This window comes from Sulfoacidibacillus thermotolerans (genome assembly GCF_003144315.1).
GTDB lineage: Bacteria > Bacillota > Bacilli > Alicyclobacillales > SLC66 > Sulfoacidibacillus > Sulfoacidibacillus thermotolerans.
Window position 1 is genome coordinate 1 of record NZ_MPDK01000027.1, and the last position, 16,053, is coordinate 16,053.

Below are 16,053 nucleotides of genomic sequence, written 5' to 3' on the forward strand. Positions count from 1 at the left end.
GCAAGAGTAGACGACGTTGTGATTGGATTTGTATTCCATAAGAATAGTATATCACAACAATCTATCTAATGTGATTGAAAAGACAAAAGATTCGCCTAGCGGCGAGCGCCTTATATCCCCAGTGCTAAAGCACGGGACTTTACGGCGCATTCGGTAATGTGGACAAAAGTCTGAATCGATGCTGACGATCCGGACTGCCTTTAAACGAACGCGGTAGGTTTTGAAGAGGGATTGGCAAGACAAACAAGTAATTTCCTTTTCGTAGAAAATGTCTGGCATAGAAAAACGGATCACCGTTCCTTCAAGGGATCTTTTCATTCATCTCATAATTCGCGCGGAAGCCCCTGCCTTAGGCATGGGGTCTATGATCGATTCTACACAGTAGCGTTTGATCGTCTGGTCATCTCTTGCGATCCCTTCTCATTTTCTAATACCTCAATCATTTTGGCAACAAACTTATGGTGACAGTCCAAGGATAGAGCGGGAGAGACGTCTATCGATTCTCATGCATGCACGTATTTGTAAATGGATCCAATCTGTGAAATAGATTTGCCAATCGATCGGGAAGGTTTTCTAATCTGCTTGAATCTGCGATACTAAGAAGAAAATTTCAAATCAAATGTGAGGTATATGTATGGTGTCGAAACTTCAGCATGACGTTCTCCGTTTACTTTCCGAGAATTGTCAACTTTCTACGGAAACCCTTGCAAATCTGCTCGGGGAAACTCCACAGCGGATTGCACAGGAAATTCAAGATCTGGAACAAAAGAAAATCATCCTGCGATACTCCGCAGTCATCAATTGGGATAAAGTCGAATCACAACGTGTAACAGCCGTGATTGATGTGAAAGTAACGCCGCAAAGAGAGGTTGGATTTGATGCAATTGCGGAAAGAATTTATCGTTTTCCTGAGGTGAAGTCTGTTTCTCTGATGTCTGGAGCGTATGATTTGCAGGTTGTTGTTGAGGGCAATCACATCAAAGAAGTTGCTGGATTCGTGTCACAAAAATTGTCTACGATTGAGCATGTGAATTCGACGACCACTCATTTCCTCTTAAAGACCTATAAATCCAATGGTGTGATTTTTGATGATCAAGAAGGCGACCAACGGTTGGTGATTTCTCCGTGAGTTCACTGTATGATCGTCTTTCACCTGTCGTTCGCAATCTGCCGCCCTCTGGAATTCGACGTTTCTTTGATCTAGCGAATGAAATGGAAGACGTCATATCGTTAGGCGTAGGAGAACCCGATTTCGTTACTCCGTGGCATGTGCGGGAAGCCTGTTTCTATGCACTCGAAAGAGGATTTACGTCTTATACATCGAACTATGGGTTGCCAGAACTTCGAAAGGCCCTTGCCCAGTATCTTCAAGACTTTGACTTGGCGTATGATCCCATGACGGAATTAGTCGTGACAGTTGGGGGAAGTGAAGCGATTGATCTCGCACTTCGAACATTGGTCTGTCCAGGTGACGAGGTCTTGATTCCTGAGCCTGCCTATGTATCGTACAATCCGTGCGCGCGCTTGGCCGGGGCAGAACCAGTGGCTGTCCCAACGCATGCGCAAGATCAGTTTCGTTTAAATATTGAGCAATTGCGAGCACATATTACGCCACGCACGAAGGTTTTAATCCTTTGTTATCCCAATAACCCGACAGGGGCCATTATGGAAATCGAAGACTTGCGCTCAGTGGCGAAGGTAGCTATTGAGCATGATTTGTTTGTGATTTCAGATGAAATCTATGCCGAATTAACCTATGGGAAGAAGCATGTAAGCATTGCGTCTATTCCCGGAATGAAAGAGCGGACTATACTGATCAGTGGAATGTCGAAAGCGTTTGCGATGACAGGCTGGCGAATCGGGTATGCGGCTGCCCCAGCTGAGTTGCTCAGTGCAATGGTCAAGATTCATCAATACACGATTCTTTGTGCACCCATTATGGGACAAATGGCAGCATTAGAAGCACTGCAAAACGGTCGACAGGCAAAGGAGCAAATGGTGGAGCACTATGATCAAAGAAGGCGGTTGATCGTCAACGGGTTGCGTGAGATCGGCCTGTCGTGCCATGAGCCCCAAGGAGCTTTTTATGCTTTTCCAGATATACGTTCGACGGGACTCACGTCAGAACAGTTTGCGGAAGGATTGTTGCGTCAAAACAAAGTCGCGGTTGTCCCTGGGAATGTTTTCGGGGAAGCTGGGGAGGGCTTCATTCGTTGTTCTTATGCGACTTCAGTTGAGCAAATTCATCGCGCGTTGGAGCGCATCGACCGTTTCGTTCAGTCCATTCACTAAAAAATAAAGAGGAAGCGAGAATCATTTGTAGACTCCTCTATGTACGTATCTTTTTGTGAGAAAATAAGGTCTACTACTGAGCTACTTCTGGATCGATCGGATTGCTAAAAAGCAAACTAAGTTTTTATCTTGATTTTGCCAAAAACTTGTTTATGGCTACCTCATTTTGGAGAGACTGCGAAATGAGGTGATGAGCTATGAATCAGGATGACAACAAGCAACAAAATGGCCTCGACAAATCAATCGAGAGGCCAGCGCAGGATGCTGACGAGCCGGGGAAATGGAAGGCGTTTTTTGCTAAGCGTTGGGCGTTTCCCGCATTGTATCTCATGGCTGCAGCATTCATTATTGCCCTTATGTACGGACAGGCGCACCGCCTAGTCAATGTAGGAGGCTCGCAAACTGCGGCGCAACCTACGACGCAGAGTCAGACGGGTCCGGCATCCGTCACAACTGCTGCGACGATGAGCTTTACGTGGCCGATTGCGCCGGATACGACGGGGGCAAAAGTCGTGCGCGGGTTCTTTGATGCGAACGCAAAAGGCGCGACACTGCAGACGCTTGCCGCGGATCTCGTCAATTACAACAACAGCTACCAAGGGTCGACGGGTCTTGATATTGCGCTGCCCGGTAACAGCAAGACTTTTGGTGTCGTCGCGGCGGCTGCAGGGACGGTGACTGAAGTGCGCAACAGCCCTGTGATGGGATGGGCTGTCGAAGTGAATTCTGGGCATGGATACACGGAAATCTATCAATCCCTTGGTACGGTAGATGTGAAAGATGGGCAACAAGTCACACAGGGGCAAGATCTTGGCACAAGCGGATACAATCAACGCGAGGCCAGTCTAGGTGACCATCTCTTTTTTGAACTAGAGAAAAATGGGGTAGCCATTGACCCAGCCTCTGTTCTTCCAAAGTCCGTGTCATAGAGTGAGGGTTTGCGCACAGATCTAGCAATAACCAAAAAGGAACACGAAAAGCTGCTTCATAGAGTGAAGCAGCTTTTTTCTATGTTATTAAAAAGCGGTGATAGAACGAGTAAGGACGAGCAATTCAGTGATAAGGGCGCACCACTTCCGTAAATCGACGGATTTTGGCATATGCTGTACACCCCCTCATATACTGTACCAGACTTGCGAAACATGGGGGAGGCGAGGGTGTGCACGACTACATCAAGGAGCGAACGCTAAAAATCGGCGAGTATATCGTCGAGACTCGCAACACCGTCCGGACGATTGCCCGCGAATTTGGCGTCTCCAAAAGCACCGTGCATAAAGACCTGACGGAGCGGCTGCCAGAGATCAACCCCGACCTCGCAAACCGCGTCAAAGAAATTTTGGAATACCATAAGTCGATTCGACATTTACGCGGCGGCGAGGCGACAAAAGAAAAATATAGAAAGGATGAGCCAAAGCGAAAAGTCACGAAAAATCTTGTCGTCGGGAGAGGATTTGGCGTCCGCATGTAGAAATCAAATAGAAGCGTAAAAGAAGGGGGATCTTATCGCGAGTCGATTCCCATTTTATGCCTAGGTTCATAGGGCCTAGTTTCCCGTCAGAGAGGATTTTATGATGTTTAAGAAAGATATTGGTGTCGATTTAGGAACTGCTAACGTCCTTGTGCATGTGCGTGGACAGGGGATCGTGTTAAACGAACCGTCTGTCGTCGCGATTGAGAATCAGAGTAAGCGGGTCGTGGCAGTGGGAGAAGAAGCTCGTCGCATGCTCGGCCGCACGCCGGGGAATATCCTCGCGATTCGGCCTCTGCGCGACGGCGTCATTGCTGATTTTGAGATTACAGAGATCATGCTCAAGCACTTTATCACAAAGACGATTGGCAAAGGGTTGTTCTCGCAGCCGCGCGTCGCCGTGTGCGTCCCAGCGGGGATCACTTCGGTTGAGCAAAAAGCAGTGCGCCAAGCGACAGAAGCCGCGGGGGCGAAGCACGTATATTTGATCGAGGAGCCAAAAGCTGCGGCGATTGGGGCGGGACTTGACATCACGCAACCAAGCGGGAGCATGGTGGTCGACATTGGCGGAGGTACGACGGATGTCGCTGTGTTGTCCTTAGGGGACGTCGTCACCGCCTCTTCTATTCGCGTCGCGGGGGACAAGTTTGACGAAGCGATTATTCGATATATAAAACGCAACCACAATTTATTGATTGGAGAACGCACGGCAGAAGATATAAAGATTCGCGTAGTATCTGTGAAGCGGGGATTGCGTCAAGAGGAGATCGACGTGCGCGGGCGCGATATGATGACCGGTTTGCCAAAGACCGTGCTCATTCGCACAGATGACATGGTGCAGGCACTCGAAGAATCTGCGTATGCGATTGTCGCTGCAGCAAAAAGTGTGTTAGAAAAAACGCCTCCAGAACTTGCGGCCGACATTTTTGATAAGGGCGTGATTCTGACAGGAGGCGGCGCTTTACTGCACGGAATGGACAAGTTGTTGACAGAGGAACTCGAAGTACCTGTCTATATCGCAGACGATCCGATGGAGTGCGTCGCGCGCGGTACCGGGTCGTTTCTTGAGAATATCGATAAGTGGGGGCGGCCGCCGGCAAAGAAACAGCGCTATCGCGCTTGAACAGGTGGCAAACTGTGTGATCAGATGGGATGAGATGAGATGGATGGACTTTCCACGATAGGTTCTGGCCTGCTTGCAGACGAGCGTTTGCAGCAAGTCGTGATGAACAACTTGACCAATGTCACAACGCCAGGGTTCAAGCAATCGACAGGGGAACTGATGGCGTTTCCGCAGCAGTTGTTGATGCGCTACAATTACGGGTCAAACGGCGCAGGCGCAGTGCCGCTCGGCGTTGTCAACCGCGGGGCGCTGTTTCAAGAGGCAGTGGCAAACTTTCTGCAGGGTCCGATCGAAGCGACGGGCCAGCCCCTTGATCTCGCGATTGAAGATCCGGCGACGGTGGGGACATCCGTCTACGCACAGGCTACAGGGGCTGGCCAAGCGGTGCAACTCGCGACGACACTGTCTTTTGTCGTAGGTGCAGGCGGCGTGATTGAGACGGCAAATGGCGATCCGATCGTGCCTGTCGGACCGAACGGCGCACCGCTTGCAGGCGCGCGGGTGATTGCAAATCCGAAGTATAAAGGCTTGCAGTTATTTGGTGAGGATGGGGCGCCTGTGGTCGATGCCCATGGCCAGCCGTCCTATCACATCGTCTCGGCCGCCGGACAGGTGATTGGACCCTCCACAGACGGCGCTGCAGGCCCTTATGTGCAGATGTCAAGTGCCGTCACAGGCGGCGTGCACTCCTTTTTCGCCGTGGCCAACCGCGCAGCAAACGGTCAGGTGGGCGTCGCGTTGACACGCGATGGGCAGTTTCACGTGGGCAGTGACAACTTGTTGTATGATGCAGCAGGCCAGCGCGTGCTTGCCGTTGCGGCAAACGGACAGCCGCTTCTCAACTCTGCCATTGAATTAAATCCAGCGTATCGTGGCCAAGGGATTTTTGGGGCCAATGGCTCGCCTCTGTACGATGCCGCAGGGCAACCTTCCTACCGCATCGTCGGGACAAATGGTGCACCGCTTGCGGGTGCGCAGTTTGGCGCTGTCGCCGTGAATGTCGCGACGCTTACGGCACTCGGTCAAACGGGTTTTCTGCCAACGGCGACGACGGCCTACACACGCAGTGCAGCGACCCTAAAAGTGGGTGCGCTAGAAAAGGCAAATGTCAATGCAACGCAAAACATGGTCGATATGTTGCAAATTTACCGCAGTTTTGAGGCAAACCAGACGCTGGCACAGACGATCGATGCGACGTTGAAACTCGCGGTGACAAGCGTTGGGTCTGTGCCCGGACTCTAGAGGATCAGGAACGCACACAGAAAGAGGACGGTGTGACACGTGTCTCTATTAACCATCGCCGCATCGGGGATGCAAAGTCAATCTCAGCAACTTGATGCAATTGCCAACAACATCGCCAACGTGAACACGGTGGGGTACGCGAGTGTCAACCCGACGTTTGCGGACAATTTGACTCAAGTGTATGGCCAGCCGCTGCCTGTACAAGGGCTTCCGGATCGGCAAACGCCCGCGGGGTTGTGGCTTGGCACGGGTGCGCATGCGGTGTTCAATCACGCAAACTTTGCGCTTGGCAGTGATAAGACGACGCAAAATCCCCTTGACATGGCGATTGTAGGGGACGGCTTTTTTACGGTTGCTCTGTCCACAGGGCAAGTCGGATACACGCGTGCAGGGAATTTCATTGCAAGTCATGATGCCAAGACAGGAAAGACGTACCTTGCACTGCCAGATGGCACGCGCGTGCTCTCACAAAGCGGACAGCCGCTTGATTTGACGGGAATCGCGGTGAACACACTGCGCGTGGCGCCGGATGGTACGCTTTCTGGAACGACGATGAACGGGGTGCCAGTGCAGATCGGCACGCTTGGCCTTGCGTACATCGCACACCCAGGCAGTGCGCTGTACAGCGTCGGGGACAGTGTATACGCGCTAAATCCTGGGTATCGTGCGACAACCAATGCGACACCGGGTGCGCCTCCCTCGCTGTTTGGACAAGTGCACGGTTTTATGCTTGAACAGTCAAATGTGAGCCTGACGGAGCAGATGACGCAACTTGTGGCGACACAGCAGGCGTATGAGATGTCTTCTACGGCAGTTAGCATCGCGAACAAGATGATGGGGCTTGAAAATCAATTGCGCTAACGCGCACTGTGCAAAGCAGAGGTGCACAGGCTGTGTATGAGTTGCTCCCAAAGGACTCGCACACAGCCTGTGCACTTTTTATTTCGATGTGGGGAGCTAATCTTGCAGCGCGCGCGCCAGTTTTTTGAGCGCTCGCTTGCGCCATGTCTTTACGGTCTCTGGTGAGACGCCATAACGCGCAGCGACAAGCGTGCTTGAAGCACCTTGTAGAATCACTTGTTCAAGTGCGATCTGCTCACGCGGCGAAAGTAAGGCAAAAAGATCACTCCACTCGCTCAAATCATACGCGGCAAGTGCTGTCGTATCGGCGATTTGCAAAAGGAGCTCGGCATCTTGCGTCTCCTCTTGCAGCGCAGGTTCTTTTTGTATACGCGCTGCGGTGCGGTTGGCACTGCGCACGCAGGACCAGATCCCAGCGCGCACGCGCAGCTTGACAAAATGGCGAAAGTAGACGCCGTGGCGAGTGTCATAGGCGCGAATCGCGCGCAGCAAGTGTTCATAGCCACACTGCACGACATCTTCAGACGGCAGTGAGGACGTCTGATAGTAGCGTGCCAAACGCACGACAAGCGGAGTAAAGCGCGTGCACAATTCACTGAGGGCAGCAGGGGTGCCTTGCTGTGCCGCATATACGAGCTGTAAGAGCGATTCTTCTGTCGCATTTGGCGAAGCGGAAAAAGTCATTGAACATCCTTTCGGACCGGTCCTTTTTAGAATTACGCGCAAAAAAATGATAGAGTAGAAAAATTTTTCTCGCAAAATGGCCATTCCACATTTGTGAACGATTGCTTAGTATTGTAAGATTAGATTTAGATGAAAGTGGTTGATTTGGCAATCGACTGCATCATCAGAAGGCAATGAGACCTTGCGGACTTTTCTAAAACTATGAAAAAAAGTAGTCTTAGAAAGAATGCAAAATCTGGACTTGGAGGTCGTCGATGAGACGTCAACACATTGCTGTAGAAAAGGTGGCTGCAGTCATCCCGCACTATGAAGCGGGTTATGGCTTTGGGTCACGCATTTTGCGGATGGATGGAGGGGAACTCCTAGATTCTCGTTCACCGCTGACGGTTATGAAATATCTGTTGCGCCCTTATGGTTTTTCCTACACGGAATACCGTCATCTGCATCAGGAGCACTGGCATACAAAGCAAAACCTGCCGATCGTATGGGATGGGCACGTGTTTATCACTTGTAAGATGACGCGCGCACTCGTTCCGGGAGACGAAACGTATGGGTTTATTCGCCTGGAAACAGTTGATGGAATTCGCAAACGCGACACTGCGGGCAGTTCGTTTTTGTTGCTAGATGGGCGCACGCTAGACACGGTGCTGCCTGCGCGCTATGTGCAAGATGCGATGGGAGAAGCGACGTTGCTAACTTTTTTGTCAGTCACTAAGGCGCAGCGGCAAGAGCAGGCGTTGCGCTGTGCGCTGGATGAGATGGGGAGTAAGGAAGAGTCAGAAGAAAAGCCCGAACAAAAGCCCGAACAAAAACCGCCTGAAACGGTGAGACCGCCTGAATCCGCAAAGCCACAAGAACCAAAGGACAGCATACGGGAAACGGCGCACAACCTGATGAAAGAATTCAAGGAACGTCTCACGCACACGACCGCGCCTTCTTCGAAATCGCTTACAGGGGAGAAGGACTGGTGGGATCTCGTATTAAGTCGCATCGATCCTGTTGCGGCGGCGGCGATTCGCGCATTGCTTGATTTGGACAAGGAGAAATAGAGGAGAACGTTTGGCGCGAGAACGCCTATTTTGTCACATGCAACGCGCGCAATTCCGTTTGTACAGGCACAATGGGAACGGGACTTTGCGCCAGTGAGGTCAGCATGGGAATCGCGGTTTCACGTACAGCGGTTGGCGCAATCACAGTGAGTGTGACGCGATCGGTAAACGAAGCGGCGACCTCCCATCCGGCCTCGCGCAAACGGTGGAGTGCAAAGTCATACTGACTGTAATCCAGCGTCAAGTGATAGAGATCGTGTGGAGCGATCGAAAGGAGGGTTGCGGCTTCGATGGCACGTACGACAGAGTGACTGTACGCGCGCACGAGACCGCCTGCGCCTAGTAACGTACCGCCAAAATAGCGCGTCACGACGGCGCATACATCGACTAGATCGTGCTGTTGTAGTACATGGAGCATGGGGCGCCCGGCAGTACCGGCGGGCTCCCCATCGTCATGAGCGCGCTCTGTGCCGTCTTTGAGGCGAAAAGCACTGCAATGGTGGGTTGCGTCCCAGTACTGTTTGCGGAGCAAAGCGAGTTGCTGCTGAACGGCATGCTCTGTGGCTGCGGGAAATAGTGCACAAAGAAAACGCGATTTTTTTTCCACCCACTCGACGTGGACGGGAGCTTCCAGGGTGCGGTACGATACAGGTAAGGACACATCAGACATCTGATCGACGGCCTCCTTTCGAAACATGCATAGGTGAACATTCCTTTGTCTATTGTACTGTTTTGCAAGCGTAAATAAAGGTGGTTCTACCGATATGAATGCGACATATAATAAGGCGTTGACAAAAAAACATCCGCTTGTCCTGCACGTGGTGGCGGCAGGGGAGTTTGGCGGCGCGGAAGCACAGATTCTTGCACTCATTAAGGGCTTACAGAAAAAAGAGCGTGTGCAAGTCGCTGTCGCGACGTACTACGAGGGGAGATTTACGCAGGCAGTTCGTGAAGTGGGCATCGCGACCCACGTGCTGCAAAGCCGTCAGCCACTCTCTGATGTGCGCGCGTTGCGCGAACTTGCACAGACGCTTCGCCCAGACTTGATCCACACTCACGGCGTGCGCGCCAGTCTCGCAGGGCGCCTGACGGGAAGCGCGCTTCGCATCCCCGTGGTCACTACGGTACATAGCGATCTGTTTTATGATTATGCACCCCCTAAGCGCGCCTTGATGATGCAACTCGAAGCGCGCACGAGACACTTATCGAGGCGTGTGATTGCCGTATCAGATGCCCTCAAGGCGGTACTCGTACGGCGCGGGTACAAAAGTGGGCAGCTGATCGTCGTGCGTAACGCCCTTGAGATTGAAGAGGCGCACAAAAAACTTGAAGAGGCAAACCTGCATCCGCTCGATCTGAGAAAGCATCTGCACATATCGGAGAAAACGCCGCTGTTACTTTGTGTCGCCCGCTTGCATCCAGTGAAGCGTCATGACTTTTTACTGCGCGCCTTTGCGAAGGCAGTATTTGACTTGCATGTGGATGCGCATCTGGTCATCGCGGGGGATGGTCCAGAGCGAGCGAACTTGGAAGCGCTCGCGCAGGAACTCGGACTCCTCTGCCAGGAAACAGACACAAAGCAGGCACTTTCGCGCGTCCATTTTCTAGGCGTTCGCCAAGATATCTACGCACTCTTGCGCGAAGTAGATGCCGTCGCGCTCACTTCGCAGATGGAAGGCTTGCCGATTGCGCCGCTCGAAGCGATGTTCGCGGGTCGCCCTGTCATCGCCACGCGTGTTGGGGGGCTCTCAGAAATCATCGAAGAAGGCGATGCGGCAACAGGATTGCTCATCCCCTTTGGCCATGTCGATTTACTCGCGCAGGCCATTGCGCGGCTGCTCCGTGATCGGGCTCTGTGCGCGCGCCTTGGAGAGAATGGGAAGCGCCGCGTGCTGACCCACTTCACCGCATCGCAAATGGTCGATCGAGTGCAGAACGTGTACTTAGAACTGGTCAAAAGTTAAAAAAATCCGTGTTTTTATCGCAAAGACAAAAAAATCTGCTATAATGAAGATAGTCAAATTTGCTAAATCATGCCGATCTCGCACACGCATTCTGTGCAACTTGCATAAAATCTAGTAGACATTTTGCAAGATGAACGCATTTCTGATCATCTTGTACTTTACGTCAGCAAAGAATGTCGTCTATAATGCAAGTGTACGCAAGTGTCTAGTATACTCAACGATTTTTGCTGTCCATTGGTCAAAGGATAGGTTTGTACATAGAAATTCTGCGAATGTCGATTCGCTAGAGTAGTACCTAGGGTGAGAGAGGGACGAGACCTCTCGTGCGCCCATTGCGAATGTAACCGATGTAACCAAAAGCAAGGGGCTGGCGTCTACACCGAGAGGAGGGATGCAACCCTGTGGGATACGCTCGAACAGGACTCGCTAACAAGTGCAAATCGCGTGTGGGACGGGGAGCGAATAGAGACGCTATTTACACGATGTTAGTGCAGACGTTCGGAAACGACTCCATAGGAGCATTGGGAAGAGTAGACCTCAAGGTAACATAAGTATGACCATAAGTAAGACATCATATTCCAAGTAGGACAGAGGAGGAACTGATTTGAAACGCTCGCTTTCCAGTATTGCGGCAGCAGCCCTCGTGTTAGGGTCTCTTGCACCAGCGGCTTTTGCGGCTACAACGTCCAGTTCTTATACGGATCTTGCCGGCTATTCATGGGCTGCGCAAGACATTAACAGCCTAAGCGCACAAGGATATATTCACGGGTATAGCAACGGCACCTTCCAGCCTGGTGCATATGTGACACGCGGCCAATTTCTCGCCTACTTCATGAACGCGATGGCAGCGGTGACCGGTGTGAAACCACACAACGCAGGAAAAGTATTTAAAGATGTGGAGCCTGGCAACTGGGCGTATGAGTACGTCAGTGCGGCTTACAGAGCAGGATGGATCAATCCTTACTGGCTCAATGTGAAGATTGGCAGCAACTTCAATGAAAACTATCGCGCTTCACGTGGAGATGCAGCTTCTTTCTTTGTTGCAGCGATGGAAAAGACCGGAATAATAAGTTCTACAAATGGGATGTCGCCGCTAGCTTATGCAGAATCGATCGGATTGTTTGATGGAATTCCGAATGGACAAGATACAATTTATCTAAATCGTGCCGCGGCTGCGGTTGTGTTGCAAAATATGTTAAATTTCGCAAGCAATCCTACGATGACGGAAACTCCTGCGAGTGAGACATTGTCGTTGAGTTCCAATACCCTAGTTGCGGATGGGACTTCTACTGATACTGTCACGGCAAAGGTTGTTGATGCAAACGGCAATCCTGTACCGGGTATTGTTGTAAACTTTACTTCCAGCAATACCTCTTCTGCGACCGTGCAACCGACGGCAACGACGGATAGTAACGGGGTTGCGACTGCAACTGTAACCGCGGGGACAACTGCGGGTTCCACAGCGATTATGGCGACCGTTGGGAATGTTACAAAAGCAGTTGTTTTGACGGTTACGCCAACTGTGTCAACAATTACAAATTCACTTGGTAATTTGTCGGTGCAAGGCCAATCAGTTGGATCGGGATCATCTGCAGCACCAGCGGTCGCAGCGGTTGATCATGGAGTCACGGTGTCTACGACAGTGACAAATGCAGCTGGAAATCTCCAGTTTGGTTTGGATTTGCAGTACTTGGTTTCCACCTCCTCCAATATTACTGCTACAGCTGATGGCACAACGCTTGTTGCTTCTCAACTGTCTGCGCCAGTTGTCATTGGGAACAATACGTACAACGCAGTGTACAGTGTGCCGGTAAACAGTCAAGGAGTTGCCTCAGCAACCTTTACGTCTTCGGCAAGTTCAACACAACCGTTTAATGTGGTAGTTCGTGCACCACTCACAGTAAATGGTCAACCCGTTCAATCCAACCAAGCAACAATTCAATGGGGCATTCCGGGAACATTAGTTTTGACACCGTTATATAGCAATACGCCCGATAATCTGAACTTCTCTACTGCATCGAATCCGACAGCGGGTTTGGTACCGGTCGTAGCAACGATTCTTCCGGCTAGCGGGAGTCAGTCAGTGTCTGGGCAAACGATTCAATTTACATTAAGTAACTTTAACCAACCCAATGGAACCAACGGAAATGTATACTTCACTGATGCAAGTGGAGTGACACCGGTAGCGGGGAATTCGATTTTATCTGGGTCGGGAACAGTAACATATGATGCGGTGACAAATGCAAGTGGTCAGGCGATAGCTTATATCAATGCGAATCAACCTGAGACCAATAATGTAGCAGAGCCTGGGGCACAAGTACAAGCGAGTGTATCGGCGGAAGTTGTCAATGGAGGCAGTTCGACAGGGACCAGTACTTTTGTTTGGGGAACGACAGGCTATCCATCCCAAGTGGCGAATATTTCTCCTTCGCAATCGTTGAATGTTATCACTCCGAGTGCAAGCACGACGAATGAAGAGACAGCAACCTCTGGTTCAAAAGTAACTTTCTCAGGAACAGTTGAAGATGCTTCAGGGAATCCTGTTGCAAATGCTCGATTGGTCATTACTGATTGGAATGCAGTAAATGGTACTGAAAACAACATGGATAGCGATTCGTATGTTCCGTCAGGTTCCGCGACATCGCAATTATTTAGTGGCACATCTTTTGATGTGGTGACGACCAATGCTCAAGGTCAATTCACATTTACTACAACAGCAACTGTTCCGGTCACGCAATCAGTGGAAAATAGCAGCAATACGTACTATGTGTATTACGCGCCAGATACTCTATCTGTTGTAGAAGGACAGAGCTTACCGCAAGGTCTGATACCGTTAACAATTGATGGTTCTGGGAATAATGCACTTAATGTACTTTGGCAACAAGGGCAAACTGTTCAAGCGGTAGGCGTCAATCACAATGCGATGCAAACACAATACAATGCACTTACGGATGTGCCAACCACCTTTAACTTTTCCAACATTTCGGGAAGCTCTGAGGGTTTGTATGCAGCCGCGTACAATCAAAATGGGCAAGTGATTGCGCCTTCAAGTAGCAATCAGTTTGCAAATTACAGCTTGACCTATACCATCACCACGCCAAGTGGAATTGCAATAACGCAAGTTGGAGACGCAAATCTTTCAAGTATTAATAATGCACTTAATAGTCAATTTGCAGAAATCACTGGTGTAACAGCAACGTTAACCAATGGTGGCGCGTTGATGTTGAATAGCGTCACAGGGTATACCACATCTGGCGCACTTCAAACAATTACTAACATCAACAATTCTAGTGTTCTAGGCAATGCCGGCAGTGGAATGATTCCATTTACTGTGAACTCTTATGGAGCAACGGCAACCGCAAATGGAATAAGTGGTTCGGTAAACGTCAGCGTTTCAGCGACCAATACTCAAACGTCGACCGCTGAGGGTGGAGCATCGGGTACCATCACGGCAAACTTTACTCCCGCTAGCGCGTTTGCAAGTCTTGGTGTAGCTTCTAGTCTGCAACAAATGCAGGATTACACCCCACTTGTTGATACGAACGCACCTTTGCCATCTTCAATTGAAGTTTCTGGATCTGCATACGGAGCTACAGGAAGTCCAAGCAACAATAATGTAGGTACATTTATTGTTGCACCATTCAACAATTTCGTGAACTTAGCGACGATCCCGACGCAAGGATTCTCCTATAATATTTCTGGAACAAAGAGTGGGGATGTATACTCTGTAGATGGGTATGTGGTACCGGGAAATCCACAAACCGCTACCGTAAATGTACAACCAGATGGAGTTGTTAGTGTAAACAACACTCCGTTATGGGCAGATCCAAATGGTGGAACCGTTGTTGGGTATGGTCAAAGTGGAACTACAACTTATGTCTTAGTACAGGGGCAAGCAGGAACTTCAACAACACCATTCACTTTATATAGTGTTTCCTCGAATGGGGCATTAGCTGAAGTTGCATCTTATCCTGTGCCTAATGTTAATCTGCCAACATTGCCAGCTACTTACTTTGGGTTTAGCACGAGTGGTTCCACTTTGAGCTTAGAGTATAATAATAGCAGCTTTGCAGGTTTAACTACTGTAGGCGCATCAAGCACATCAAGTGCTCCGAGCCTTACGCTTACACCTGTACAAATTGCAACTGTACAGGTAAGTGACGAATATGTGGAGCAACCGACGTTCACGGTATCCAATACGCTGACGAGTTCAACTGCAACAGTAACCGGAAACTTCTCATCTGCACAAACAGGACTTGGCTCCATTGTCGCAGGACCTTCGACGATTAGTGCGCCCGCTAACAGTTCACAAACCGTTACGTTTGAGGCGATGGATCAGTTTGGAAACCCTGTGCCAAACCAATCATTCTACATCCAGCCTAACCAACCAGGGTTATGGATTACTGCTGTAAATGGCCAACAATTGACGGGTACAGTGAACATGGGCACAGCCACCCAACCTAGTAATCAAACAGAAAACACTCCTGTTCCTTTATTTGGAAACGCCCTTAACTTAGGCTATCAGAGTGTCAGTGCGACCGGAATTACTGCTTACCATCTAAATGGTACAGAACCTGTTGTTTCACTTGAAACGGGTGCGAATGGGGAAGTTACTGTTACACTGGCGGATGGAAATGTGACGTATATTACGGCTCCTAATAATTCGGAAACAGCGCAGTTTGAGGTTGCACCCTCTGTACAAATTAATTCTACAATTGATTTGACTACAGAAATTACCCAAACTTCTACTGATACCGTCGGAACATTGCCAGTGACTTGGAATGGTCAACAACCTTTAAGTGCGTCAGCAACCACAATTACTTCTACTTCTACTTCGACGTCTGATGAATACACGACTACGTTAACTGTTACAGACGTGTATGGTAATCTTGTTACAGGCTTGAGTTCCTCGGATATTACTCTGACATCGATTAACGATGGAACAAATTCTTCTGTAACGCCAACATTAGTTAGCAGTTTTCCTTCAACACCTTCGACTGGTGAGTACACAGTTGTCAGTGATGGTAGTGGTACGTACACCATTACGATTTATGATAACAATTCCGGTGCATTCACAACAGGAAATCCAGCAGTTAATATTTCGGTAGTGAATGGCACAGCTTCATCACCTGTTGACCAAAATATTGCGGGCGGTGCGACAGCAACCACTACAGCAAATTAATGTGTTTTGATGAAATTACTTGAATTAGAAAAGAGGTTGGGACAAACGTCTCAACCTCTTTTCGCTAGGAGGTTTTATGGTTACCCATGATGAAGTTCGTCAGAATCTGATTTTGCACCGATATGATGAGGCTCGTAATGGGGCTTTGGAGTTGGTCAGCATAAACCCGCTAGATGCCCAGGGATGGG

The 16,053-nt window shown here is 49.9% G+C and carries 13 protein-coding genes; 10 read left to right on the forward strand and 3 right to left on the reverse strand.

Annotated features, from left to right (window positions below; translation table 11 throughout):
- Nucleotides 1-51 precede the first annotated feature (51 nt).
- Nucleotides 52-318, reverse strand: a complete 267-nt coding sequence (locus BM613_RS15825) for a DUF2225 domain-containing protein (RefSeq protein ID WP_109431444.1) — start codon at nt 316-318, stop codon at nt 52-54.
- A 316-nt stretch (nt 319-634) separates the two neighbouring features.
- Here BM613_RS15825 and BM613_RS12120 point away from each other — a divergent pair, with 316 nt between their 5' ends.
- The 7 genes from BM613_RS12120 (at nt 635) to BM613_RS12150 (ending at nt 6,986) form a co-directional block, all read left to right on the forward strand.
- Nucleotides 635-1,129, forward strand: coding sequence for an Lrp/AsnC family transcriptional regulator (locus BM613_RS12120; RefSeq protein ID WP_109431445.1), 495 nt, complete (start codon nt 635-637; stop codon nt 1,127-1,129).
- Nucleotides 1,126-2,292 carry an aminotransferase class I/II-fold pyridoxal phosphate-dependent enzyme gene (locus BM613_RS12125; RefSeq protein WP_281267860.1) on the forward strand — a complete coding sequence of 389 codons (1,167 nt, stop codon included), beginning with the start codon at nt 1,126-1,128 and terminating at the stop codon, nt 2,290-2,292. Before BM613_RS12120 ends, BM613_RS12125 begins: the two co-directional genes overlap by 4 nt.
- Nucleotides 2,293-2,489: 197 nt before the next feature.
- Entirely contained in the window at nt 2,490-3,221 is a 732-nt protein-coding gene (locus tag BM613_RS12130) for a M23 family metallopeptidase (RefSeq protein WP_109431446.1), read from the forward strand.
- A 230-nt stretch (nt 3,222-3,451) separates the two neighbouring features.
- A complete protein-coding gene (gene spoIIID, locus BM613_RS12135) occupies nt 3,452-3,760 on the forward strand; it encodes a sporulation transcriptional regulator SpoIIID (RefSeq protein WP_109431447.1) in 309 nt (102 codons plus the stop codon).
- 103 nt (nt 3,761-3,863) lie between these two features.
- Nucleotides 3,864-4,883 carry a rod shape-determining protein gene (gene mreB, locus BM613_RS12140; protein WP_109431448.1) on the forward strand — a complete coding sequence of 340 codons (1,020 nt, stop codon included), beginning with the start codon at nt 3,864-3,866 and terminating at the stop codon, nt 4,881-4,883.
- Between the two features lie 39 nt (nt 4,884-4,922).
- Nucleotides 4,923-6,125, forward strand: coding sequence for a flagellar basal body rod C-terminal domain-containing protein (locus tag BM613_RS12145; RefSeq protein WP_109431449.1), 1,203 nt, complete (start codon nt 4,923-4,925; stop codon nt 6,123-6,125).
- Nucleotides 6,126-6,164: 39 nt separating this feature from the next.
- Nucleotides 6,165-6,986: a flagellar hook-basal body protein gene (locus BM613_RS12150; protein ID WP_109431450.1), complete on the forward strand. Its 822-nt coding sequence runs from the start codon at nt 6,165-6,167 to the stop codon at nt 6,984-6,986.
- Between the two features lie 96 nt (nt 6,987-7,082).
- Here BM613_RS12150 and BM613_RS12155 read toward each other — a convergent pair whose 3' ends face one another.
- Complete coding sequence (locus tag BM613_RS12155; protein ID WP_109431451.1) at nt 7,083-7,754, reverse strand: sigma-70 family RNA polymerase sigma factor; 672 nt, start codon at nt 7,752-7,754, stop codon at nt 7,083-7,085.
- A 170-nt stretch (nt 7,755-7,924) separates the two neighbouring features.
- Here BM613_RS12155 and BM613_RS12160 point away from each other — a divergent pair, with 170 nt between their 5' ends.
- Nucleotides 7,925-8,719, forward strand: a complete 795-nt coding sequence (locus BM613_RS12160; protein WP_109431452.1) for a hypothetical protein — start codon at nt 7,925-7,927, stop codon at nt 8,717-8,719.
- 25 nt (nt 8,720-8,744) lie between these two features.
- On the opposite strand, the gene BM613_RS12165 is transcribed toward BM613_RS12160, so the two are convergent.
- Nucleotides 8,745-9,389, reverse strand: a complete 645-nt coding sequence (locus BM613_RS12165) for an IMPACT family protein (protein ID WP_181363120.1) — start codon at nt 9,387-9,389, stop codon at nt 8,745-8,747.
- A gap of 94 nt (nt 9,390-9,483) precedes the next feature.
- On the opposite strand from BM613_RS12165, the gene BM613_RS12170 reads away from it, so the two are divergent.
- Both BM613_RS12170 and BM613_RS12175 read left to right on the forward strand, forming a co-directional pair.
- The gene (locus tag BM613_RS12170; RefSeq protein ID WP_109431453.1) at nt 9,484-10,683 is read left to right on the forward strand and encodes a glycosyltransferase family 4 protein; all 1,200 of its coding nucleotides are present in this window, start codon (nt 9,484-9,486) and stop codon (nt 10,681-10,683) included.
- Between the two features lie 604 nt (nt 10,684-11,287).
- Nucleotides 11,288-15,865, forward strand: coding sequence for an Ig-like domain-containing protein (locus BM613_RS12175; RefSeq protein ID WP_109431454.1), 4,578 nt, complete (start codon nt 11,288-11,290; stop codon nt 15,863-15,865).
- The last annotated feature ends 188 nt before the right edge of the window (nt 15,866-16,053 follow it).

Coding starts and splice junctions, on each gene's coding strand:
- BM613_RS12120 (WP_109431445.1), top strand. CDS start 635: ATGGTGTCGAAACTTCAGCATGACGTTCTCCGTTTACTTTCCGAGAAT.
- BM613_RS15825 (WP_109431444.1), bottom strand. CDS start 318: ATGAAAAGATCCCTTGAAGGAACGGTGATCCGTTTTTCTATGCCAGAC.
- BM613_RS12160 (WP_109431452.1), top strand. CDS start 7,925: ATGAGACGTCAACACATTGCTGTAGAAAAGGTGGCTGCAGTCATCCCG.
- BM613_RS12165 (WP_181363120.1), bottom strand. CDS start 9,389: ATGTCTGATGTGTCCTTACCTGTATCGTACCGCACCCTGGAAGCTCCC.
- mreB (WP_109431448.1), top strand. CDS start 3,864: ATGTTTAAGAAAGATATTGGTGTCGATTTAGGAACTGCTAACGTCCTT.
- BM613_RS12130 (WP_109431446.1), top strand. CDS start 2,490: ATGAATCAGGATGACAACAAGCAACAAAATGGCCTCGACAAATCAATC.
- BM613_RS12170 (WP_109431453.1), top strand. CDS start 9,484: ATGAATGCGACATATAATAAGGCGTTGACAAAAAAACATCCGCTTGTC.
- BM613_RS12145 (WP_109431449.1), top strand. CDS start 4,923: ATGGATGGACTTTCCACGATAGGTTCTGGCCTGCTTGCAGACGAGCGT.
- BM613_RS12155 (WP_109431451.1), bottom strand. CDS start 7,754: ATGGCCATTTTGCGAGAAAAATTTTTCTACTCTATCATTTTTTTGCGC.